This is a genomic window from Parabacteroides timonensis (assembly GCF_900128505.1).
Classification (GTDB): Bacteria; Bacteroidota; Bacteroidia; order Bacteroidales; family Tannerellaceae; genus Parabacteroides; species Parabacteroides timonensis.
The window spans coordinates 3,467,985-3,493,284 of the sequence record NZ_LT669941.1; the positions used below are offsets into that span (position 1 = coordinate 3,467,985).

At 42.9% G+C, this 25,300-nt stretch carries 14 protein-coding genes and 1 pseudogene; 8 read left to right on the forward strand and 7 right to left on the reverse strand.

Annotated elements, in window-relative coordinates:
* Window positions 1-126: 126 nt before the first annotated feature.
* Window positions 127-1,260, forward strand: a complete 1,134-nt coding sequence (locus BQ7394_RS21590) for a clostripain-related cysteine peptidase (RefSeq protein WP_235848797.1) — start codon at window positions 127-129, stop codon at window positions 1,258-1,260.
* Window positions 1,261-1,342: 82 nt separating this feature from the next.
* Here BQ7394_RS21590 and BQ7394_RS21595 read toward each other — a convergent pair whose 3' ends face one another.
* On the reverse strand, window positions 1,343-3,784 hold the full coding sequence (locus tag BQ7394_RS21595; RefSeq protein ID WP_075559299.1) for a lamin tail domain-containing protein: 2,442 nt from the start codon (window positions 3,782-3,784) through the stop codon (window positions 1,343-1,345).
* Window positions 3,785-3,914: 130 nt separating this feature from the next.
* On the opposite strand from BQ7394_RS21595, the gene BQ7394_RS21600 reads away from it, so the two are divergent.
* Window positions 3,915-4,925 (forward strand): aspartate-semialdehyde dehydrogenase, encoded by a 1,011-nt coding sequence (locus BQ7394_RS21600; protein ID WP_075559300.1) that lies wholly within the window; start codon window positions 3,915-3,917, stop codon window positions 4,923-4,925.
* 453 nt (window positions 4,926-5,378) lie between these two features.
* Here BQ7394_RS21600 and BQ7394_RS25595 read toward each other — a convergent pair whose 3' ends face one another.
* From BQ7394_RS25595 to BQ7394_RS21625, 5 genes are all read right to left on the reverse strand, one after another.
* A complete protein-coding gene (locus tag BQ7394_RS25595) occupies window positions 5,379-9,359 on the reverse strand; it encodes a DUF6383 domain-containing protein (protein ID WP_075559301.1) in 3,981 nt (1,326 codons plus the stop codon).
* A 966-nt stretch (window positions 9,360-10,325) separates the two neighbouring features.
* Window positions 10,326-11,513, reverse strand: a complete 1,188-nt coding sequence (locus BQ7394_RS21610) for a phosphoribosylaminoimidazolecarboxamide formyltransferase (RefSeq protein WP_075559302.1) — start codon at window positions 11,511-11,513, stop codon at window positions 10,326-10,328.
* A 20-nt stretch (window positions 11,514-11,533) separates the two neighbouring features.
* Window positions 11,534-12,421, reverse strand: a complete 888-nt coding sequence (locus BQ7394_RS21615; protein ID WP_210436554.1) for an SDR family oxidoreductase — start codon at window positions 12,419-12,421, stop codon at window positions 11,534-11,536.
* Window positions 12,418-13,641: a DcaP family trimeric outer membrane transporter gene (locus BQ7394_RS21620; RefSeq protein ID WP_075559304.1), complete on the reverse strand. Its 1,224-nt coding sequence runs from the start codon at window positions 13,639-13,641 to the stop codon at window positions 12,418-12,420. Before BQ7394_RS21620 ends, BQ7394_RS21615 begins: the two co-directional genes overlap by 4 nt.
* Before the next feature lie 15 nt (window positions 13,642-13,656).
* A complete protein-coding gene (locus BQ7394_RS21625) occupies window positions 13,657-14,883 on the reverse strand; it encodes a hypothetical protein (RefSeq protein WP_075559305.1) in 1,227 nt (408 codons plus the stop codon).
* A gap of 156 nt (window positions 14,884-15,039) precedes the next feature.
* Here BQ7394_RS21625 and BQ7394_RS21630 point away from each other — a divergent pair, with 156 nt between their 5' ends.
* Window positions 15,040-16,404, forward strand: coding sequence for a TrpB-like pyridoxal phosphate-dependent enzyme (locus BQ7394_RS21630; protein ID WP_075559306.1), 1,365 nt, complete (start codon window positions 15,040-15,042; stop codon window positions 16,402-16,404).
* A gap of 106 nt (window positions 16,405-16,510) precedes the next feature.
* Here the strand turns inward: BQ7394_RS21630 and BQ7394_RS21635 are convergent, their stop codons facing one another.
* Window positions 16,511-16,921: a DUF3836 domain-containing protein gene (locus BQ7394_RS21635; RefSeq protein ID WP_075560163.1), complete on the reverse strand. Its 411-nt coding sequence runs from the start codon at window positions 16,919-16,921 to the stop codon at window positions 16,511-16,513.
* Window positions 16,922-17,288: 367 nt separating this feature from the next.
* Here BQ7394_RS21635 and BQ7394_RS21640 point away from each other — a divergent pair, with 367 nt between their 5' ends.
* From BQ7394_RS21640 to BQ7394_RS21660, 5 genes and pseudogenes are all read left to right on the forward strand, one after another.
* On the forward strand, window positions 17,289-18,497 hold the full coding sequence (locus BQ7394_RS21640) for a hexokinase family protein (RefSeq protein ID WP_075559307.1): 1,209 nt from the start codon (window positions 17,289-17,291) through the stop codon (window positions 18,495-18,497).
* A 171-nt stretch (window positions 18,498-18,668) separates the two neighbouring features.
* The gene (locus BQ7394_RS21645) at window positions 18,669-19,544 is read left to right on the forward strand and encodes an AraC family transcriptional regulator (RefSeq protein WP_075560164.1); all 876 of its coding nucleotides are present in this window, start codon (window positions 18,669-18,671) and stop codon (window positions 19,542-19,544) included.
* A 27-nt stretch (window positions 19,545-19,571) separates the two neighbouring features.
* Window positions 19,572-19,958: pseudogene (locus BQ7394_RS26345) on the forward strand (hypothetical protein); the annotation flags it as partial.
* Window positions 19,959-20,538: 580 nt separating this feature from the next.
* A complete protein-coding gene (locus BQ7394_RS21655; RefSeq protein ID WP_075559308.1) occupies window positions 20,539-23,589 on the forward strand; it encodes a SusC/RagA family TonB-linked outer membrane protein in 3,051 nt (1,016 codons plus the stop codon).
* A 19-nt stretch (window positions 23,590-23,608) separates the two neighbouring features.
* Window positions 23,609-25,261, forward strand: a complete 1,653-nt coding sequence (locus tag BQ7394_RS21660; RefSeq protein WP_075559309.1) for a RagB/SusD family nutrient uptake outer membrane protein — start codon at window positions 23,609-23,611, stop codon at window positions 25,259-25,261.
* Window positions 25,262-25,300 lie beyond the last annotated feature (39 nt).

The following is a 25,300-nucleotide window of genomic DNA, read 5'->3' on the forward strand; positions in this document are numbered from 1 at the left end:
TGATTCTCAATTAATTTCAGCTTACAAATATAAATAAAAAGAATGTCCCGATAGATAGAAATGATATTAATTTCATGCGTGGATTAAAATTATCCGTACCTTTGTAAGAAATAGTGTTACTAGTATATGATGAAGACTAAGTATTTTATATATATCCTACTTATCATCCTTGCATTCGGGAGTTGTACGAAGGAGGAGTTTAAGGAAGATGGGCCAAAACGGACTGTGTTGATGTATGTTGTTGCCAGCAATTTAGGATCGAATATCAACAAGAATATTGAAGATATGATCTCTGTCGCTACCCCAAAGAATCTGAATGGAGGAAATCTGATCGTTTACTATTCTAAGAGTGATAAAAGTGCGGAGCTTTATCAGATCAAAGAAGGCACGAATGGTATCGTAACCAAGCATCATATTGAAGATTATACTAACCAAAGTGCGATCGATCCGGAAGTGATGAAAAGCATAATCAGCAGGGTTGCAACTGATTTTCCGGCAGACAGCTACGGCATGATCTTTTCCAGCCATGGCACTTCCTGGTTACCTTCCAATTACAAGACGATGCTTAGGTCATTCGGAGAAGAGGCCGGCTATAACATGGAAATATATGAGTTGGCCGAAGGTATACCCGATGAATATCATTTTGACTTCCTGCTTTTCGATGTTTGCAGTATGGGAGGTGTCGAATGTGTGTACGAGTTAAAAGATAAAGCAGATTATATCGTGGCATCACCAGCAGAAGTTCTTGCTGCAGGATTCCCTTACAAGGAAGTACTTCCTTATTTATTTGAGACAAAAGCGAATCTCGACGGAGTGGCAAAAGGTTTTTACGAACACTACAAGAATAATGGAAATCCTTTTGGCTGTATTGCCGTAACGAAAACAAGCGAGTTGAATGATCTCGCCGCCATCACCAAGGAGATTATTACTGCTAAGGGAGGGGAAGAAGGTACTTATTCATTACCTTATTCGGATATACAGACATTATCCTACTTACCCAGCGCACCGACAAGGCTGTATGATTTGAGCGACCTTATAAAACATCTGGCTACGGACGAACAGTTTACCCGTTTCACGGATTGTATGGACAAAGCTGTAACAAGCAGGTACAGTACCGATTATATTTATTGCTCAAAAGGCGGAGATACGAAAGTCAACACTTTCTCCGGATTATCTATCTATCCATTACAGAAGAATTTGACTCAGTTGAATGACTGGTACAGAAATAATACACAATGGTATAAGGCGGTTTATCAATAAACCGCCTTTACTTTTTAAAGACTCAATGCTGCCTCCCGTATCTTTCGGCTAATAAAATTTTAACCGGTCATTAATATTATCGTCATTTTGCCAGAAACACTTTCTTATAAGTCTTCATTTGTCCACTAACATGATACAGTTCCACATAAAAGATATAAACACCTGTTGGCAACTTCCTTCCTGCGGACGACGAACCGTCCCAGGTAAGCTGTCCGGAAAGGCCCAATAGTTCATGGTTGGCAATTTCAGCTACACGCTGTCCGGCCGTATTGAAGACAAAGGCGCGGCAATTGTATCCCGGTTGATCCAGATAATAAGTTATCGAATAATGGTTCGAGCCGGGAACCCATTCCGGAGCTTCTACTCCGGTCGGCTGATCCGGTTCATCCGAATTGGGTATCTTCGACTGGGAGTTTTGATAACCGGGAGTTCCATAACCGGCAGTAGCAGACGCAGAAGTCCAGTTTGCTGCCGATTGTGTTTCAGCTTCGGAATCAATTCGTTCAAGAGCTACGCCTTTTTGGTCTTTTATGGAGGAAGCATGCCATTTGGAGGAATAGGCGACTTCATCGATCACTGTTTCATCCTTTGTACGGAATAATACAAGTGTAGAAGATGTATTTGCCAATATAGGAAGTTTGGGGATTTCAAACAAAGACAAGGGAGACAGGATCGTATAGAAATCGGTGACACCCGATTTGTTTTTAGTCAACAGCACATAACCATCCGGTTCAATCATTGAAGTAACAGACGATAAAGGATAACGGGTATTCAATGTGCCGTCAGCCTTACGGACAGCTACTGATAAGCCGGATAGCGGCAAAGAGCGATCAGAACGGTTATACAATTCTATATATTCACTGCCACCGGCAAAAGGATTCGGCAGAAGTTCGTTAATAATAAATTCAGACGGTTCAACTATAACGGAAGAATCATCTTCAGAATCATCCGGTTTATCCGGATCGTCAGGATCTTCTGAATGATCGGGCTTGTCGGGATCATCCGGTTCCACAGGTTTTTCCGGCTCGGTCGGTTCTTCTTCTTTACCGGACGAATTAACGGAGCCAGGCGTCCCGCCACGAGGATCGGAAGACAGATGCCAGTCACCGGAGGCGGAACGCTCCCACGATTTGGCAGGCTTTGCCTTATCGTATGTAACATCATCAATTACATTTCCCGAACCGTCCAATAACTGCAATTGTTTCCCCGCATTAGCCAAAGCCGAAGGGAAATTCTCCAACGGCACTTCCAATGCCGAAGGATCGACCTTTATATCCCGACCGGAACGATAGAGTACGGCATATCCTCCCGACGGCAGTTCAAACGTTTCTATCGGTTTAGCCTTTCCTCCGTATGAAAACTGCCAGCCCGAAAGCGTGATACGATCGACTGTCGCATTATGCAATTCCACATATTCCGTTTCCGGTAGCTCCTTCAAACCTTTCGGATCCGCCATTATTTCATTGATAAGGATAGAACCGGGAGCCGCTGTTCCTTTTTCATCATCTTTACCATTATCGCCATCCCCTTCTTCATTCCCCCCATCATCTTCTAACGTAAAATCCTCAGAGAAAATTTCCAATTCATTCCCTTCCAGATCGGTAAGACCACTGTAGGATATAGTATAATCCGTCCCCGGAACCATCTCTTTCGGGTATGAGGTATTCACAATGGTCTTCAATTCCTCATCCGCATACATGACCTTGTCAGCTTTACCTATTTCCGATATAGCAAAGCGGGCATTGGTAATATTAACCGGCAAATCGAACGTAAACCGAAGCTCCGACAAACTCGGAATATCAATGGATTGCAATTGCGGAACACCACCGGCAGGAGGTAATGGCTCTTCCGGCTTCGGATCGACAGGTGTTTCATCCGGAATCGTATCGGTAGGAGTAATCCGTGGAGAGACTTGGAGATTGTCTATCGCAAAATGTCGGTAACGGGTCTTCGTATATTCGATATTAAGGATAAACGGACCTTCTTCAACCGGATTCTTCACCGGATAAGAATCAGTCGTTCCTTCCAGCCGGAAGCAGGTATCCTCCTCTCTACGGGAATATAAAGTCCACACACGATTATCCTCCAGAGTCACCTTTATACGAAGAAAGATGGGTCCCTCGGTCAACCCGCTTTCTTTCAAAGAGAAAAGTGCCTGCTTCTTATTCGTCCGAAGACTGATCTTTTTTGCGCCGTCATGTCCTATCTGTACATAATAATAGGTGCCGTCACCCTCTGTATACAAATACAGACGAAGATAGTTACTTTCACTCGGGATTTCCTCCAGGCGCACATCAAACTCCCACTGCATAGTCGGAGCATAAGGTATGACACAGTTCAGACCGACTTTTCCGGGTTCTCCCTCCGCACCGTTCAGCCGCAACCAACCAGCCTCATCAATGATAAACTTATCACGATGTCCATTCCATCCGGCATCTATTTCCGGCCCATCAAACGTTTCTGTGAACTGTGCAAATGCACAAACAGGAAGTAATACAAGGAGAAAAAGAATAAATTGTTTCATAGCTATATAGTTTTGTTATAAAATTATCTATCTTTGCGCACTAATAGTTTACAACTATACGCGCGCCTTGATTTTGGATGCGGTAAAGTTATAACATTTTTTTTATATTACAATTTAATTAGTGCTCAAAATGAAAGTAGCAATTGTTGGTGTGAGTGGAGCGGTAGGACAAGAATTCCTGCGCGTACTCGACGAAAGAAACTTCCCGATGGATGAGCTTGTGCTTTTTGGCTCATCGCGTAGTGCCGGACGTGTTTATGACTTCCGTGGTAAACAGTACACCGTTAAGGAGCTTAAGCATAACGACGACTTTAAGGGAATCGATGTTGCTTTTGTTTCGGCCGGTGGCGGTACATCTGTCGAATTTGCAGAAACCATTACAAAACATGGTACTGTAATGATCGACAACTCCAGCGCATTCCGTATGGATAACGATGTACCTTTGGTAGTTCCTGAAGTGAACCCGGAAGATGCACTGAATCGTCCTCGCGGTATCATTGCCAATCCGAACTGTACTACCATCCAGATGGTCGTTGCATTGAAGGCAATCGAAAAAGTATCGCACATTAAGCGTGTACAGGTAGCCACTTATCAGGCAGCCAGCGGTGCAGGTGCAACTGCAATGGCCGAACTGATCAAGCAGTACGAACAACTCTTGAAGGGCGAAGAACCTACAGTAGAAAAATTCGCTTATCAGCTGGCATACAACGTGATCCCTCACGTAGACGTATTCACTGAAAACGGTTATACAAAAGAAGAAATGAAGATGTATAACGAAACACGTAAGATCATGCACTCCGATATCGAAGTGAGCGCAACCTGTGTTCGTGTTCCAGTTATGCGTGCTCATAGCGAAGCAACCTGGATCGAAACAGAACGTCCGATCAGCGTAGAAGAAGCTCGCAAGGCTTTTGCAGAGGGTGAAGGTATAATCCTGCAGGACGATCCGGCAAACAAAGACTATCCGATGCCTTTGTTCGTAGCCGACAAAGAACCGGTTTACGTAGGCCGTATCCGCAAGGACATCAGCAACCCGAACGGCTTGACATTCTGGACCGTTAGCGACCAGATCAAGAAAGGCGCTGCCCTGAATGCTGTTCAGATCGCTGAATATTTGCTTAAAGTAAAGAACATAGGATAACAATTTTGTAATCTTTCTATATAAAAGGGACGGTCTGTTGGAGGCCGTCCCTTTTGTTTTAAAAGTGGTGAATTCGCCGGATTGTCTTCTATAAAAGATAAAATGAGGGCTGTTTTATCTTTTATAATCGATAAAATAAGCCTGTTCAATAAAATATTTTGGTGATTTAACAACACACTATTCCATCCGGAGTGATCCGACAATGGAAGTCCTGATCCTACACGAATTACTCATATATAATACAAAAAGCTCCGATAACCCTAGTCATCGGAGCTAATTTTGTATCTGTGTCCTCTCTTCGCAGAGATACTGACAGATGAACTTTATTTTATTACTTTAGTATTAATATCTACCGCCTGTTCCCCCATCGCGGGTTACTTTGTAAGGGCGGTTCACGAACCGCCCCTACGCACGGTAAACAATTTAGAATTTTATTTTCAATTTGTAAATTGCTTATTTTACGATTGCTTTTATAGCAGCTTCGCCTTCAACAGCCACTACTACGATACCTGCCGGAGCAGAGATAGTAACTTCGTTAGAAGAAGCAACAGTGTTAGCAACCTGCTGTCCAAGTACGTTAGTGATCACTACGTTCTTGCCTTCAGCACCCTTAACAACTACAGCACCGTTAGTAGCAACTACAGATACTTCAGATGTAGCATCGATAGATTCGTTAGCAACAGGTTTCTGATCTACACCTTCTGAGATTGTAAATACGTCACCTTTATCAAAATCGTCAACAACTACTAAAGAACCGTTGATCCATTTCAAGTAACCATCATTAGAAAGATCTGCCGGAGTTTCAGCATAATGTTCTGCGAAATCAGCAGCTGTTTTGTAATGACCGTTACCTCCCAGATATCTCTTCCACTGAGTCTGGATTTTGAATGTCGTAGCAGATTCGTCTACATAACGGAATGCAAACTTAGCTACATTGAAGTCCGGAGTATCCATGCCTAACTTGATAGTATCGTTATCAGCTTTCACGATATACAATGTATCGTTTGTATGGAAACCAGAAACGAATGACAACTTAGCGTAATCTTCACCAGCTTCATTTCTGTCGATATACGGATTAACGTGGATATTATTGCTACCCCAAACGTTAGCTGTGTCGATCAAGTTAACCAGGAAGTCACCGTAAACTGTATCGATCTGGTTAGACTCAGTTGCCGGATGGCTCGGATTGTTGCAGTTTTCTTTGTGATAACCGTAAGACTGTCTTACAGCCAACAGATACTGATAGCAAGTATTTGCATCCAGACCTTCGCCACGATCGATATAAGCTGTGTCTGCGAAGATAGCTGCATTCATCTTGCTGAACTTCGGATCATTAATGTTTTCGATATTCAGGAAGCTAGTTGTATCTTTTACGATAGTAGTTGCATCTTTGCTGAACTGTTCGTACACCATTTCATCTTTATTGTCTGCACGAGCCAATGTGATCGTGTCACCCCATACATGGTTAGTGATCTTGTGATATTCAGGAGCTTCATACTTTTCAATAACCATGATTGAGTTATCGTCAGTTTCATACATACCCATGTTGATCAATTCACCAAAACCGTCTACTTCACTGTTGGCTACACGTACTTTGGATGAGTTAGCATAGCTATAGTCTTCAACAGTTGTTTCTCCTAACTGAATGATGTTATAAGTACCATCCGGCTGCATCTTCAAAGCGAAGTCTTCACCTTGTGCTTTAGTATAACCGTTCTTAGTATCTTCTTTACCCAAGACATAGAAATCAAATCCACTAGCTCTGTAACCGATATACTCGTTATTGCTTCTGTTCTTGAACTGATATTTCAAGATATTCAGAACTGCTTTCTTATCATCCTTGCCAGCTGCAGCAACAAGACCTGTACCATCTTCATTTACCTTAGCGAAGTGTCTTTCGATCTTCAATGTATCCGGTATGATGTTATTGTCTTTAGTTGTTTCTGCAAATTCGATATTCCAAAGTACAGCTGCACCTTCTTTGTCTGTAACAACGCCCAGTTTGTGAGAATCGCCATGGTTTTCTGCAAAGTAAACGTTATTGTTACCTGCGATAGCATGTTTCTGTCCCATGTAGAACTTATTGTTACGCAGATAGTTTGCAGTCAGACCAGACAGATAACCGTCGAATTCAGTTGCTTCCCATTCGCTGAATTTCAGTTTATCACCCTTAGTCAAAGGCATATTATCATCAACACCTTCTACAATATATTCGTTCGGTACGATAGCACCAGCTTCATTGATATATTTACGAAGAATGATATCAGTGATTACTTCTCCACTTTCACGGTTCATCAAAGAGAACTGAGTCAAAGAGTTTTCTGCGTCAGCAACTGGGGCAATGAACCACTGTGCTTCGGGGAATGTATCTCTTACGCTGGAAGCCGGAACGAATTCTGCGTCTCCATCCAACATAGCCAATGCACCACCTACTTTATATCTGTTATCTTTTGCATAATCTTCTCCTTTTTCTGTAACTTCTTTAGCAGTCAAAGCAAAGTCGATATTCCAGTATTTGCCCAACATACCTTCAACAGATACGTTTACGATGTTAGACAGTTCAAGAACGATAGTCGGATATTTTTCATCAGTTGCGATAGCTCCTTTAGTTGCAGTCAAAACATATTTGTCTTCACCCAACTTCATAACAAACAGTTCTTTTGTTGTTGTTCCATCGCTTACAGAAGCTTTATCAACAACCTTAGCATCTACACCTGCATAACGAGTGAAAGTAAATTCAGTCAGATAATTCTTCCATTCGTCAGCATCCTCTGATTGCAGGTCTTTATCGATCAAATAGAATTTGTCACCTCTACCCTGATCACCAACGTTTTCAATATCCCAGTCGTTAGCACCATTCTTCAAAGCAACATATTTGTCACCGTTTAACAAACGGTATTTACCAGCTGATACTTTTTCAGCTTTCAACTTGCCATTGAATGCATCCATTCCTTCGATTTCAGCATCGTCCTGAGAGATTGTCATACCGAAGCCTTCACCAAGCAGAGCGTTCAAAGCAGCAGCAGACATTGTAACTTTCGGTGATTTGTAGATACCGAAAGAAACAGCATCATCATTACCTGCAACTCCAAGATCTTCATTCAGATACTGTCCTTTTTCTTTAGCTAAAAGCATACCTCCATTGTAAGCATTACTTGCGATGAAATCGATTACACCATTCAAGTCAGCCACCAGACCGGTCTTTTTGTTCTTAAACTGGTATCTTGTTAAACCGTTTGCCGATGTATCTACAATTTTCCACAGATAAGCATCCAAAGCGTCGGTACCGTTTTTTGCAGCGTCATCATAAGCGATAGAAGAAGAAGGATCATCAACAGTTACAGTACCATCGTCGTTGCCTTTCCATGCTTTATCTGCAGCACCTGCGATAAAGTAATACTCATCTTTTGAGAAAGAAGTTTGCAAAGCCAAAGATTGACCACCATCACTGTTCACTTGTGCTGTGATTTTATCAGCTGCAACCGGAGCTAAAGCAGAAACAGAAACTGTTTTAATAACACCGTCATTTACTTTTAACGTTGCTTCATCAACTGTAGCTTTTACACCTGCATCTGCCAGCTTCCAAGTACCAGCTGCACCTGGCTGACCAGCCTCGAAACTCAAGAACTTAGCAGTAGCTTTAGCACGTTCTTTGGCTACAGACACCAACTTTCCACTTGCATCCAATTTCCAGGAATAAGCAGCAGTAGCCTCAGCTTTTTCCGCTGTTTTAACTGCGTCACCGTCTACATACAGGTATTTGTTATTAGTATCCTGCAGGTAGAAAGAGGCAGTTACAGTACCTTCCTTAGCCTTTTCCAAGAAGATATTCAAGTTATTCACTTTACCATCTTTATCCACTGTCACTTCTCCTAAACCAGGAAATACATCATCGGCTCCGTAAACTCCGAAAACGATAGTGGAAGGGGAACCAGCCTGTGCAACAACTTCAGGCAACGAAGCAGCATTAAGTTTTAAGCAAGGATCGGTCAGTGCTTTCACACCGTCATTACTTCCAAAGTCATCTTTATTAGCTAACTTCAAGTTACCATTATTCAAAGTAAACTCAGCCTTTGTAATAGGAGCCGAAATAGCACCAACTTCAGTCAAGGCACATGCCACACTGGATCCAGTATTACTCAACGTCAAATAGCTGTCAGTCCCACCTACATTTACTTTCAAGTAATACACACCAGCTTCATCAGCATCCTCCAACACCCATTGCGTTTCACTTCCGTCAATTTCAGTATCATCAGAAGTTTGGCCGTTAGCACCCAGAAGACCATTCAAGCCCAGACCACCCGAAGCGATCTCTGTACCAATAAAATAGGAACCAGCAACAGGCTGCGTCAGTCCGACCACCTTAGCGTCCAGCGTTGTCCAAGCCCCGGCTGCCAGGATAGCAGCCACAAGAGTAGAAAACTTTTTGTTCATAATTCTAAAATTTAGTATTAATAATAGTGTTAATGAAATAATTCGTTCTTCTTATAAAAAGCTGCCACCTCTATGGGATGACTAGCTAAAACGTTCCTTTTTTCTAGTCATTTCTATCGGGTTTGTAATAAAAAAAGCATATTTGGTACTTACTTTGCTATTCAATTGATAAGAAAGAACATAGGATGAGAAAAAAAACTTCAAAAAGGATTGTAGATTTAAAAGTTATGTCTAATTTTGTTGACTAGAAAAAAGGAACGTTAAAATTAGTCATACCAAAAAACGGCTCTTTTATTAATCTTCAACCCCTCTAAGCAATTATTCCATTTAATATCTATTGTCTATAAAGATATAATTAATGTACGCACGTACATTATTATAAAGATTTTAGCATTTTGGCGTCACCTTTCACCCAGCAGAAGTATTACATTATATATCAACATATTACACGATGACGCCGCCACCAATTTCGGCGTCACCTACTTTCACTGATAAAAACGAAAAAACACCTAAACAGGTCTATTCCCATAAGTACACAAATATTAAAGTTCTATGTATCAACATATAATAGTCAACCATACAAGTTCTAAGGATTCTCCTCCTATGATTTATTTATTTAACGGATTGTATACAAATATGTAAGGCTATGCTTACAAATATGTAACCCATGCCTTACATATTTGTAGAGCATAGGTTACATTTATAAATATCGGATGAAAACACCTTAATTGTCCTATCCTACGACCTTATATATCATAGGATAGCACCTTTAAGTTAATAGCATAAGATTAAAGAAGCAAGGTTACAGTACGATTCGAATATATGTACTCAAAAAAAATGAAAAGGGTGACGCCGGGAATAAACCCAGCGTCACCCTTTCAGGCTTTTATTATCAAGGGGCAATTGCGATATCACTCAAGGTGAAGCCGCAATTGCCAACATTTTGTAGAGAAGAGAAGTCTCCAATCAATGATGGAACAACCGCACTCCGGTAAATGCCATCGTTATGCCATACTTGTCGCAAGTATCGATCACATGGTCGTCACGGACCGAGCCGCCTGCCTGTGCAATATATTCCACACCACTCTTATGTGCACGTTCGATATTGTCGCCGAACGGGAAGAAGGCATCCGAGCCCAAAGCCACACCATTCATGGTATCCAGCCATGCACGCTTTTCTTCGCGGGTCAGGACTTCCGGTTTTTCGGTGAAGAACAGTTGCCATACGCCATCTGCCAGTACATCTTCATGGTCGTCGCTGATGTAGACATCAATGGTGTTATCACGGTCTGCACGACGGATCTTTTCAACCCAAGGCAGGTTCATTACCTTCGGATGCTGGCGGAGGAACCAGATATCAGCCTTGTTTCCTGCCAGGCGGGTACAATGGATACGGCTTTGCTGACCGGCACCGATACCGATCGCCTGTCCGTCCTTGGCATAACAAACGGAGTTACTCTGTGTATATTTCAAAGTGATAAGGGCAATGATCAGATCGCGTTTAGCATCTTCTGAGAAATTCTTGCTCTTTGTCGGGATATTGGTCAACAGGCTTTCATCCAGCTTGATCTCGTTACGTCCCTGTTCGAAAGTGATGCCGAAGACATCCTTGTGTTCGATCGGAGCCGGTGTATAAGCCGGATCGATTTTGATAACGTTGTAAGTACCTTTCCGTTTGTTCTTCAGGATCTCCAGAGCTTCCGGCGTATAGTCGGGAGCAATGACGCCATCGGATACTTCACGGTTGATCAGGCGGGCTGTCGCTTCATCGCAAGTATCGCTCAAAGCGATAAAGTCACCATAAGAAGACATGCGGTCTGCACCACGGGCACGGGCATAAGCGGTTGCCAGAGGAGTCAGAGGAAGATCGTCTACAAAGTAGATTTTCTTCAACGTATCGCTCATCTCGATTCCAACAGCGGCACCGGCCGGGCTGACGTGTTTGAAAGAAGCGGCAGCGGGAAGTCCTGTAGCCTCTTTCAGTTCTTTCACCAATTGCCAGCTATTGAAGGCATCCATGAAATTGATGTATCCGGGACGACCGTTCAATACCTCGATAGGCAATTCCCCCTGCTGCATGAAAATGCGCGACGGCTTCTGGTTGGGGTTGCAGCCGTACTTCAGTTCTAAAGAGTTTTTGTTTTCTGTGCTCATATTGCTTGTTATATAGGATTCTATTTCATTTCTGCCATTCCTTCTTCCAGGGAATGGGGCGTGTAGCCTAGTTCGCGACCAGCCTTGTCGATACTCAGTCCGCTGAAACGGGGACGCGGGGTGGCTTCGTTCATTTCTTCCGTAGTGACCGGAATGATCAACGAACGGTCCAATTGGAAATAATCGGCTACACGGTAGGCAATATCGGCTATTGACAGGCATTCGCCGCCACAAATATGCCAGGTTCCGTTCAGAGAGGTGTGCATAAGTTTCTCCACACCGTCGGCAATATCTTGTACCCAGGTCGGTGTACGATACTGATCGGAAACGGCACGTATCTCCTGACCGGCTTGCAGACGGTTCTTCACCAGTTGCAGGATGTTACCGTGCTGTCCCGGCAATGCCTTGCCGTAAACAACGACCACGCGTACATTCGCATAATTACTGCAATTAGCAGCAACAGCCAATTCACCCTGGTATTTGGATATGCCATAATAGTTCACAGGAGCCGGGGTATCCGTTTCCGTATATAATCCGTTCTTCTTTCCGTCGAAGACGAAATCAGTAGACAGATGGATGAAACGGCTGCCAGTCCTCTCACAGCAACGGGCTATATTCTCTACTGCCAGCACATTGGCGGCGTAGGCTTCTTCATGATGTGATTCACAATAATCGGGGACGGACAAGGCGGAAGCGTTGATTACGACAGCCGGACGAACATCAGTAATCAGCCGGTCGATGGCCGGATGGTTATCTATATCTGCCTGGACGAACCGGTAATTATCTCCCGGCAAAATATCCTTATGCAAGGAACAGCCTGTCAGTTCATACTTTCCCTGCCGGGACAGGTGCTGCAAGATTCGTCTGCCAGTAAAGCCGTTCGCTCCAATTATCAGTGTTTTCATCAGAACATATACATTAATACACCTAATACACGGTGATTGGTTATCGAATGCGTATCGCGGATACGTCCGTCAGCCAATGCACGGTCACCATACCAGGCGAGGGACGGACTGTATTCCAAACCTACTTTCCAGTGAGGCAGGACATACGACATCTGCAAATTAGTAGTAAATACCTGGTCCACATCCAGTCCGACACCATAAGTCGGTCCGACAATATCCTTGCCTGCACCCAGGTTCTTCAGATAACCGACAAACAGACCCGGTTGCCATTTCTTACCGTAGACTACATTCAACCAGGTCATCGAGTGGCGGTAAGGCGTATATTCCTGTTCGCCCGTACGCTTGTCGATGCTGCTTACGCCATAACCACCCAGCATGCAAAGGTGCGCCAGGTTGGAGCCCAACAATGTCTTGGCAGATATCTTCCAGTTTTCATTGGTATAGCGGGCGTGAGCTTCGAAAGAGACAGAAGTAACCCGTTCCTTTACCTTATATACATTATCTCCCACCGTAGATTTGACACGCGGTGCGATAGAAAGGATATCGGCTCCTACACCGGCCATCCAGTTATCTTTCTTATAATCCACACCGAAATAAAATTCCGGCACGCAACCGTTCTTTATATATTCTTCGCTCTTTCCGTTCGGTCCGGTAGACAAATACTGCAACTGCCAGATCGCCGCTCCGGTCAGGCTCCATCCCTGATCCGTATAACGGTAACGCAACATCGGGTTACGGCTGAAAGGTTGAAAAGGGGCTCCCGTAGAGAGATTCAGCATTTGCGGAAAGATATCCCCGAACAACGGATGCCAGGTCTGACCGATCAACACGGCTGATTTTCCCCAATCGAGATTCACATAGGCATGTCGCACACGAATCATCGCAAAGTTACTTCCGGAACCACGGAAATCGACTTCCAGTTTGGCAGTCGTCTTTGCTTTCCCGACATTCGGTCCTGCCACATCTATCCCCAAACGGGAATAAAGCAGATAGAAACTACCGTTAGCCGTAGCATTCAAGTCATTGCCGTCGGCATCCGGTTCGACATCTTTCGGATAGAGATGGAACAAACCGTCCACGATCTCCGAATTGGCACGCGAGTTGTAAAACAAGTCACCACGCACCTGTCCGTAAAATTTGTACGAAAAATTCTTTTTCTGTGCATAACCGGATGTTGCCATCAACAGTCCGGTCAATAAAAACATACCTAGCTTCGTTTTCATTTAAAAGCGTTCAAATTAGAAATAATACATAACCAATCCCAATATGCGGTGATTGGTTACGGCGTGGGTGTTTCCCACTTTGCCATTCTTCTGGTCGATCGTACCGTACCAGGCTGTTGCCGGAGAATATTCCAGACCGATCTGCCAGTGAGGCAAATTATATGATAAATTCACATTTACAGTCAATAACTGGTCGATGTTCAGTCCCATACCGTAGACCGTTTTCGATGCGGTCAGTTCGTCGTCCGTACCGAGATTCTTGGTGTATCCCATGAAAAGACCCGTTTTCCATTTCGTTCCATAGGTAAAATTCGCCCAGGTCGTCGAATGACGGAAAGGAGTGTATTCCTGTTCACCGGTCTTCGGATCGACAGAGCTGATACCATAACCTCCGATCAGAGCCGTCTGGTCCAAACAGGAAGCCATCAGGCTTTTGGCTGCAAAGGTATAATTACGTCCGGTATATTTCAAGTGAGCTTCATAGGAATATGTTGTCATTCGCTCATTTACCTTATAAACTTTGTCATTTATCTCCGATGTCGTACGGGGTTTCAGGGAAATCAGATGGATACCCGCTCCTGCCAGCCAGCCGTTATCGGAAGTATAGTCCGCTCCGACATAAAATTCCGGTACGCAGCTATTCTTTATATAATCCTCGCTCATACCTTTCGGACCGCTCGATGTATATTGCAGCTGCCAGATAGCAGAAGCCGTGAGCTTCACCTTGCCGGCTTTATACTGATAACGGATTTGCGGGCTGCGGTTGAACGGTTGGAAAGGCGCTCCCGTAGAAAGATTCAGCATATCCGGAAAAACGGAGCCGAACAACGGATGCCAGGTATGACCGATCAATACATTACTCTTTTCCCAATCCAGCGCAACCCATGCCTGACGGATACGGAGCATGGTCGTACTGGAAGAAAAGCCTCCAAAGTCCGTCTCCAGGCAGGCGGAAGTCCTTGCAGAACCGACATTCGGACCGGTCACACTGATTCCCAATCGGGAAGTAAATGTATAGAAACTGCCGTTGGGTGTCGCGTTCAGGTCTTTCCCGTCAGCATCCGGTTGTTCATCAAGCGGGAAAAGGTAGAAGTTTCCGTCTACCGGAGCCATATTCGCACGCGTGTTGTAAAACAAGTCACCACGCACAAATCCATAAAACTTGTAAGTGAAGTTTTTCTTCTGGGCAGTTGCGGAAAACAAAGTCAGTGCACTTACCAGTAGCAGAGTCAGTTTTTTCATTGTTGTCGTTTGTTATCTATTTGTCTAATTTGAAGGCACAAAGGTATATATTTTTGTTTATTCAATTTGAAGAACGAAATATTATTTGTTACTTTGCTTCCAAGTTGTAAGCCTTAAAGGCCAAATTGATTAATAATGTAAACTACATAAAGAATTATGAGTACTAAAAAGTTTTTATTGGAGGAGAAAGACATACCCACAGCCTGGTATAATATTGTGGCTGATATGAAGAACAAACCACTTCCTATTTTGAATCCGCAGACTAAGCAACCGATGAAAGAAGAGGATCTCTATCCCCTGTTTTCCAAAGCTGCTTCCCATCAGGAAATGAATACGACCGATGCCTGGATCGAAATACCGGAAGAAGTTCGCGAATTATATAAGGTATGGCGTCCCACTCCGCTGGTTCGTGCTTACGGACTGGAGAAGATGCTGGATACTCCTGCACATATTTACTTTAAGAACGAAAGTGTCAGCCCGATCGGTTCACACAAGCTGAACTCTGCTATCGCACAGGCTTACTATTGTAAACAGGAAGGTGTTACTAATATCACTACTGAAACAGGTGCCGGACAATGGGGTGCCGCCCTTTCTTATGCTGCCAAGGCTTTCGGCCTGGAACTGGCTGTTTATATGGTAAAGGTCAGCTATCACCAGAAACCTTACCGTCGTTCGATCATGCAGACTTTCGGCGCACAAGTGATCGCTTCACCGAGTATGAGTACGAAAGCCGGCCGTAAGATCCTGACCGACCATCCTAACTATCAGGGTAGTCTGGGTACTGCTATCTCGGAAGCCGTAGAGTTGGCTATGCAGGTGCCTAACTGTAAATATACATTGGGTAGTGTTTTGAATCACGTGATGTTGCACCAGACAGTGATTGGCCTGGAAGCTGAAAAGCAGATGGAAATGGCAGGCGAATATCCGGATGTGGTGATCGGTTGCTTCGGTGGCGGTTCAAACTTCTCCGGTATCACTTTCCCGTTCCTGCGTCATAAACTGACAGAAGGTAAAGATATTCGTGTGATCGCTGCAGAACCCGCATCCTGTCCGAAACTGACACGCGGACAGTTCCAGTATGACTTCGGAGACGAGGCCGGATATACTCCGCTGATCCCGATGTTCACGTTGGGACATAACTTTGCTCCTGCCAATATCCATGCAGGCGGTCTGCGTTATCATGGTGCAGGCTCGATCGTCAGCCAGTTGATGAAAGACGGACTGATGAATGCTGCGGACGTAAAACAGTTGGATACATTCAAAGCGGCAACGATGTTTGCCCAGGCAGAAGGAATCATCCCGGCTCCGGAATCCTCTCACGCTATTGCTGTTGCCATCCGCGAAGCAGAAGAAGCGAAGAAAGAAGGAAAGGCACGTACGATCCTGTTCAACTTGTCCGGTCACGGTCTGATCGATATGGCGGCTTACGACCAGTATCTGGCAGGCGACCTGACCAATTATGAAGTAACAGACGAAGATGTTGCCAAGAATCTGGAAGAATTAGAAAAGATTATCGGATAACCCGATAATCTTTCACAAAATAAAAGTGGCGCTAATAACAGGGACTCACGTCTTTTGTTATTCGCGCCACTTTCGTGTGTGTCTATGAAATGTTTTAAAATAGGTATTATGAGAATATATCCTCATAACTGGCTGCAGGTACAACCATTTCTTGTGTATTCAAACTAAAATCTTTTTTCTTTTTGTTCCACATTCCGTATACGGAATTGATTTCACCTTTTTCCTCGTTATACTGATAAGAAATCAGATAATAAGGATCCCAAGTTTCTTTTGACTGATTCCAGCGATACGCTTTCTTTTCAGCGACCTTACCGTTATCATTGTAGGTGAATTCATATTTCACCTGTTTGTTCAAAAGCCCTTCCTCATGTAAGAAGATAACTTTCGATACGATTTTACCATTCTCCTCTTTTGTATCATAAAGATAGTTTCTTGGAGATGCAGCACTCATTGCCAGACTACAAACGAACAAAACAACCAATGCCAAAATTTCTTTTTTCAAGATTGAAGCTTTCATAAATATATTACTTATAAGATTTACTTTCAAATTGCGTGCAAATGAACACAGTTTTCCGGTATCAACCAAATATTTTCTGACATTTTGATAGCAAAAACAATATATTTAACTATTTTAAACCATCACAAAACATTGCCCCCAACAAGCTCAACTTACAATTTATAACAAATCCAACTTGTTACTTCAAAACAGAGTCTTTTTTAGTACTATTTCTCTTAAAAAGAGCGCAAAATCCACTGCGCAACTTACGAATTGACACAAAGAGTTTTTTGTACATCATCTACATTTTTTAGAACTAAATAATGCCCTCCGTTTGTTATTTATAAATAAAGAAAGGATATTAGTATCCGAATTAAATCAGTATATCATGGAGAGGAACATTTTTAAACTAGAACAAGGGCAATTGAAAGAAATAGCCCTTTCATTGCAAAAGAAAGTGGAAGAAGGTCTGGCAGAAGACAATGCAGAAATACAATGTCTCCCAACATTTATTACTCCCAGGAGTAAAGGTATAAACGGAAAAGCACTGGTCCTCGACCTGGGCGGAACCAATTATAGGGTGGCAACTGTCAATTTCTCAAACGATAAAACAACCATTCATCCGGAAAACGGGTGGAAAAAAGATTTATCCGTTATGAAAACTCCCGGTTTCACCCGTGATAAATTATTTAAAGAACTGGCCGATCCGATCGGAGAAATCAAACGGGATGAAGAAATGCCGATCGGTTATTGCTTCTCCTATGCAGCCGAATCGCTTCCCGACGGTGATGCCCGGTTACTACATTGGACCAAAGGGGTTAATATAAAGGATATGATCGGACAACCTGTAGGGAGGCCTTTACTCAACTACCTGAATGAAAGGAACAACGTCAAGTTCACCGGCATAAAGGTGCTTAATGACACAGTAGCCAGTCTGTTTGCCGGTCTTACCGACAGCAGTTATGATGCTTATATCGGACTGATTGTCGGAACGGGAACTAATATGGCGACTTTTATCCCGGCAGAAAAAATAACCAAATTACCTCCTTCCTGTCCGGTCAAAGGGCTTATCCCTGTTAATCTGGAATCGGGCAACTTCAATCCGCCTTTCCTGACGACTGTAGACGATATGGTCGATGCCTGTTCCGACAGCCGGGGAAGCCAGCGTTTTGAAAAAGCAGTCTCGGGCATGTATCTGGGAGAAATACTTAAAGCGGCCTTCCCGTTGGAAGAATTCGAAGAGAAATTCGATGCACAGAAACTGACAACGATTATGAACTATCCGGATATCCACAAAGAAAAATATGTAGAGGTAGCTCACTGGATCTATAACCGGTCGGCACAACTGGTAGCCGCATCCCTCGCCGGATTGATCAAATTGCTTACATCTTATAATAAAGAGACCAAAAAGATCTGTCTGGTAGCCGAAGGCAGCCTCTTCTGGAGTAAGAACCGGAAAGACAAAGATTATAATATCCTGGTAATGGAAAAATTACAGGAACTTCTGAATGAATTCGGACTGGGTGATGTAAAAGTTCATATCAACCAGATGAATAATGCCAATCTCATCGGAACAGGTATTGCAGCATTATCCTGAACATATCTTCAGAAGTTTACTGTCGAAAATTGTCGACAGGCTTGCTGACAAAAATAAGCAAGCTTGTTGACAATTATGAACCGGAAAAATAAATTTATTCCGAATTCATTCCTCAGATTTAATTCAATCGACTATCTTTGCTTTCAACACACTAGTTTTAATACGATATCTATGATAACAGAAGTTTTCAGAGAGAAGTCACCTTTATCTAATAAAGATAGTTTTATTTTGTTTGAACGCACAAAATCTTCTTTCACTTTTCCAATCCATGTCCATAACGTTTGGGAGTTGAACTTTGTGGAACATGCAGTTGGTGCACGACGCATCGTAGGTGATTCGGATGAGATTATCGGAGAGAAAGATCTGGTCCTTGTCACCAGTACGGAATTGAAACACGCCTGGCTAAACGGGAATTGCCGCTCGAACGACATCCATGAAATCACGATCCAATTTCATCCCACTCTTTTCAGCAGTCCGGCTTTTCAGAAAAAACAGTTCGATTCGATCACAAAGATGCTGACGAAAGCGGAACGAGGACTGGCCTTTGGATCAGCAGAAATCAATCGTATACTTCCCATTCTACGGATGATCCCGACAGAAAGAGGCTTCTATTCGGTCATGAAGTTCTTCATTCTCCTCCACGAACTGTCACTCTCGGAAGACGCACGTATTTTGTCCAAAAGCACATCACCTGAATATACAGAAAGCGACTATCAGATGAAAAAGATCCTCGACTACCTCAACAAGAACCTGTCGAACCCCATCACGATAGACGAACTGGCCCAATACATGGGCATGAGCCTGTCCACACTCTCCCGTTTCCTCAAAAAGAACACCAACCATAACTTCACCGACTTCCTGCAGGAACACCGGATCAATACCGTCGTCCGCGAACTGAATAGTAACGACAAGGAATGTATCATGGATATTGCTTCCCGCTGTGGCTTTGTCAGTCAGTCCTATTTCTACAAGCTTTTCAAAAAGTACAAAGGCGTAACCCCGCAGGAGTATCGCGAGAATTATCAACGGATGCAGGTGATTGTTTGATTGAAAACAGTCTCATTTCATCTTTGTACATGGATAGAACGAACCAATACAATAGGTATTCGTTCTAAGGCAGGTCGTTACGGTGGTACATACGCACATCGGTACAGGCAAGCATTATTTATGCCAATGAAGCTGATGTACTGAATGTAGCAATGTTTGGTATGACAGCAAAACAATGGAGAGATACTAATCCCGAACTGAAGGGAAATATCCGCGATTATGCTACAATCAATGAACTTATCTGTTTGTCGAATATGGAAAATCTAAATGCAGTATTTATCTATCGAACAGAATATGACACAAAGAGAACGTCTTGTTAAGCTAAACCAAATAGCCATCCACCAAATGAGTATATTGGCAAGTGGAAATAATCATCCCTATCGCCACAATCGCCCAATGATAGATACCATATAATAACCGCTCCAGCCACTTGACTGTATAGAGCAATCATATTTGACCTCATAGTGCACTATGAGGTCAATCAATGCATTGATTGACAAAGATTTAATCAAACAAGAACCCCCAACAAGCCAAAAACATATATTTACATATATTTTGCTTATATTTCTTAATTAAATACGTCAACACCAAATGTAACGTTAATTTATGTATCCAAAAAAGTTATTTCTACCCCCTTTCTTTTATAAATTTGACAGAAATGCGCAATAATTTGACGGAATAGGACACTTCTGCCTTTATTCCATTCCCTACTTTTGTGATAAAGAAAAACACAATAAAGCCCAATTATTATGAAGACATATCAAATATTAACCTTAGGATCGATATCTGGCCCGTACTTGTCCAAAGCATATACAGGACATGGAGTAACCGACGAACAATCGAAGAGTCTACTTACATACTTATCCACTATAAATACTAACATCATCCTATTAGAATAAAATACATCTGCTATCCTCAGCTGTGAAAATTCTCCAAAGGATAACAGAACCCTTATTGAATCAACAGACAATTTTAATCATTTAAATATTTAATTATGAACAGAAAACTAGCTTTTTCTCTATTACTAGGAGCCTTTGCAGTATCCAGTTGGGCACAGCAGGCAGTTACCGTAAAAGGTACGGTAAAAGACGCGGAGAATAATCCGGTCATCGGAGCTACCGTTGTCGTTAAAGGAACCACACAAGGTACGACAACTGATATTGATGGTAATTACTCCATCAGTGTTGCACCAGGACAAGTTCTTGAATTTTCATACGTTGGTATGCAAGCTTCGTCCGTTACAGTTGGTAACAAGAATGTGATTAATATCACAATGGCTGATGGCGAACAACTAGATGAGGTGGTGGTTATCGGTTATGGTACAGTTAAGAAAAGTCATTTGAGCGGTGCTGTCGCTTCTGTTTCTAACAAGGATTTAATGGCAGATGTAGCACGTAGCGCTTCCAGTGCTTTGCAAGGTAAGATTGCAGGTGTTAATGTCTCCAGTGTAGGCGGCCAGCCGGGTTCCGGTATGAACATCAACATTCGTGGCGTAGGGTCTGTGAATAATACAAACGAACCTCTCGTTGTAATTGACGGTGTATATGGTGATATTAATATGGTTGACCCAGCCATTATTCAATCTATAGAAGTATTGAAAGATGCATCAGCAGCTGCCATCTACGGTTCGCGCGCAGCCAACGGTGTAGTATTGATTACAACCAAAGGTGGTCTTAAAAATAGCAAGGCAAAACTTTCTGCCAATGTCTATACAGGTTTCCAAACTATTACCAAGAAACTAGACGTAATGAATGCCGATCAATGGGTTGGATTCATGATGGATAATTATTATGCGGAAGGTTCTGCTCCCGATGCCGTGAAGAATTGGCAAGGCGGCCCAGGAACAAACTGGCAAGATGAAGTATTCCATACAGCTCCTGTAACTAAAGCATCTGTTTCATTGAGCGGAGGTGCTGAAAATTCAACGTACAGCGTGACTGGAGGTTATCTGAACCAGAAAGGTGTATTACGTACTACTGGTTACGAAGCTTTCAATTTGCATGCTAAAAACACATTCTCTTTCTTTAATAACCATCTACGCATGGGATCATCAATAATGATGAAGTTCTACAATAAGGATTATGATGACTTTACCGTTACAGATGCACTGAGACAAAACCCGCTCATCCCTGTTTATGATTCAGCAAACAAAGTAGATGGATTTGGCGGTATCACGAACAGTGGATTCAAGAACATGTCTAACCCATTGGGCTATCTGTATGTCAATGACTACGAACGTCACGGTTCAGACCTTTTAATCAATGCCTGGGCAGAAGTAGATTTATTCCTCGAAGGTCTGAAGTACAAAATCAACGCAGGTGTCAACCGCAGCGATTATAGCGATTCCAAGTGGAATGGTAGATACGACTGGGGCGATCTGGGAAGTAGCAGCAACGCCAAATTAAGTGAAAACACCTACAAATCTGATTCCTGGTTGCTGGAACATACATTGCACTATGATCGTACATTTGGTCAACATGACCTTTCTGCAATGGTTGGTTATTCCGCACAGGATTTCAATTCACGTTCCGTTTCTGCATATCGCGAAGGATTTGCACCGGGTGCACCTCATACCCTTGATGCTGCTCCTACCACCGGCATGACCAACTCGGGCAGTAAGCAGTCCAATTCATTGGTATCATTGTTCGGACGTGTGATGTATAACTATGCAGGTCGTTACATGATGTCTGCCTCTGTACGTCGTGACGGATCTTCCCGTTTCGCAGACGGCCACCGCTACGGATGGTTCCCTTCTATTTCCGCTGCATGGAACATCGCAAGAGAAAGTTTCTTTGAGAACTGGACAGAAACGATGAACAACTTTAAAGTACGTGCCAGCTACGGTGTATTGGGTAACCAGGAAATCGGTAACTACAGAACACAAGCAGGTTTGGTAACAGGTATGAACTACATTCTAGGAACCGGATCTTGGCAAGGTGCCATTACCAATGCAAGTTGGGTTTCTCCACAGAATCTGACTTGGGAAAAATCTAAAACTTGGGATATTGGTGCAGATTTAGGATTCTTCAATGATAAATTGAGTGTAACAGCCGACTACTATGTAAAACGTACGGAAGACATCCTATTGTCTATCAACATGGCCGGTAATGGTGGTTTGAAAGGTTCTCCAACAATGAACGCCGGTACTGTAGAAAATAAAGGTTTTGAAATAGCCATAACCCATCGTAACACGGTAGGCGATGTGTACTATTTCGTAGGTGTGAATGCTTCTACCCAAAGTAACGAACTAAAAGAAATCACCATCGGTCAGGTACAAGATTATGCAGGTTATAATCCGCAAGGAGAAGGTGTTATTACTCGAGCCAAAGTGGGTTATCCTATTGGTGGTTTCTGGTTAACAAAAACAGATGGCTTATTCCAAAGTCCTGAAGAAGTATTGGCACATAAAGACAATAATGGTGCCGTACTTCAACCGAGTGCTGAACCGGGAGATATACGTTTCATTGACAACAACAACGACGGACAAATTTCAGATGCCGACCGTCAATATTGTGGTTCACCTTTCCCGAAATTCAATTTAGGTCTCAACATGGGAGGTGCATGGAAAGGCTTTGATTTGAATCTCTTCTTTGACGGTTCTTTCGGTCAGAAGATTTACAACTATACCCGTGCCCGTATGGAGTCGACTCAAGAACTCAACAACTATTCAGTAAGAGTACTCGATTCATGGACACCCGAAAATACAGATACGGATATGCCACGATTCTCTAAAGAAGATAAAATGAACTACAGCCGCTGGACAGATCGTTGGTTGGAAAATGGAGACTTCTTCCGCTTGAAGACTTTGGAATTTGGTTATACATTGCCTAGTACATTAACAAAGAAAATCAATGTAAACAAACTCCGTTTCTATACTACGATGGATAATCTCTTTACCATTACCGGCTATAAGGGATATTCACCAGACTTAGGTGCTAATGACGCTGCAAACGGTGGTGGTGAAGGTATCATGACTAGTGGTTGCGACCATGGACGTTATCCGTCAGCACGTACTATCTCTTTCGGTGTACAACTTGATTTCTAATCTTTTAAAGTAAACAAACATGAAAAAGAATATATTGAATTTAACGATAGCATCTTTACTTGCAGTGTCATTCTCTGCATGTAACGAGGCGGATTTCTTGAACAAAACAAATCCCAACACGCCCACAGATGAAGGTTTTTGGGACTACCCTGAAAATGTAAATCAGGCATTATGTACCATCTATGCGCCTATCCGAAATCAATCTGAAGGTTATTATGGCGCACATACGCATTATCTGACTATGACTAGTCGTGGAGATGATGTATTTCTGATTCCCAACGAAGACGGTGACATCAAGTTCTATGCAACCTTTAGCAATACTTCTAACATGGATCCGGGTATTTGGGGAGATATGTACAAAGGAATACAGCGCGCCAATATGGTTATTAGCAATTTGGAAGCAGAAGGCAACGAATGGGCAGATCCCGAATTGAAACAACAATACCTGTCTGAAGCCTACGGTATGCGCGGTATGTATTACTTCCTTTTGGCAAGCAATTATGGAGCTGTTCCTATTCACTTGACTCCGGTACAAAACCCGGAAGACACTTACATTGCCTCTTCTCCGGAAGCTGAAGTGTGGAAGCGTGTGGAAGATGACTTTATTGAGGCTGCCAAATATTTGCCGGTAGAACGCGATGCAAAAGAAATACAGCGTATCAGTAAAGGTATGGCACTAGCTTATTTGGGAAAAGCGTATGTATTCCAGAAAAAATATCCTGAAGCAAAAGAAATATTAGGACAATTGCTGCAATCGCCCTACAACTATGACCTGGTGGAAGATCCATTAGAAAACTTCCATCAAGACCATAAATTCAATAAAGAATCGATTTATGAGATTGATTATGTAAATGAATTAGGTGGTACAGGTACATGGGGAGGTGACGATACCAATGCCAGTATGGGTATGAATCTCCCGACCTATTTGGGTCCGGAAGGAACAGGTGCTTGGTTTAAGATGTCTCCGGCTTCAGAAGCATTACGCGAATTTATCAAAGAACCTCGTCCGGAAGGATCAGACAGTAAGTATGACAAGCGTATGTATGCTACTTTCTACTTCAACCAGAATGAAGTAGGCGACAACAAACCTTATGATAATCCTTATGGCATGACCTTTGCTGAATTATGGGATACTCCGAGCAAAGGAAAGTTAAGCAGAGACCCGGAAAATGCTTACATGAAACATCCGAAAGCTGATAATGGTGTTCAATTCCAGGCATTAGGTAAGAAATATACCAATTTCTTCGGTGAAAACAATGATGCCATGTATACACCGTCTAGCCGTAACAACAGTTTGCGCGTATTCCGTTTTGCAGAAGTATTGTTGCTTCATGCAGAAGCCTGCGCCATGACGAACGACATTGCCGGTGCCAATGCAGACTTGCAGCGTATTCGCGACCGTGCCGGATTGGCATCTAAGGATTTCAGCGGCATGTCACAGGCTGAAGTTATGAAGGAAATCGAACATCAGAATTTCTTGGAGTTCTGTATGGAAGGTCATCGTTTCTACGACTTGAGACGCTATTATACAGCAGCTGAAGTGAAACAACATTTCATTGATTGCGGCAAGGTAGGCGGTGCAAACTTCTCGGAAAAACATTTCTACTATCCTATCGGCGAAGGAGAAATGAACAATAATCCGCAGATCGAACAGAATCCGTTGTGGAAATAAACTGATACAAAAGAATCCTGTCCGCACAATGCTTACAGC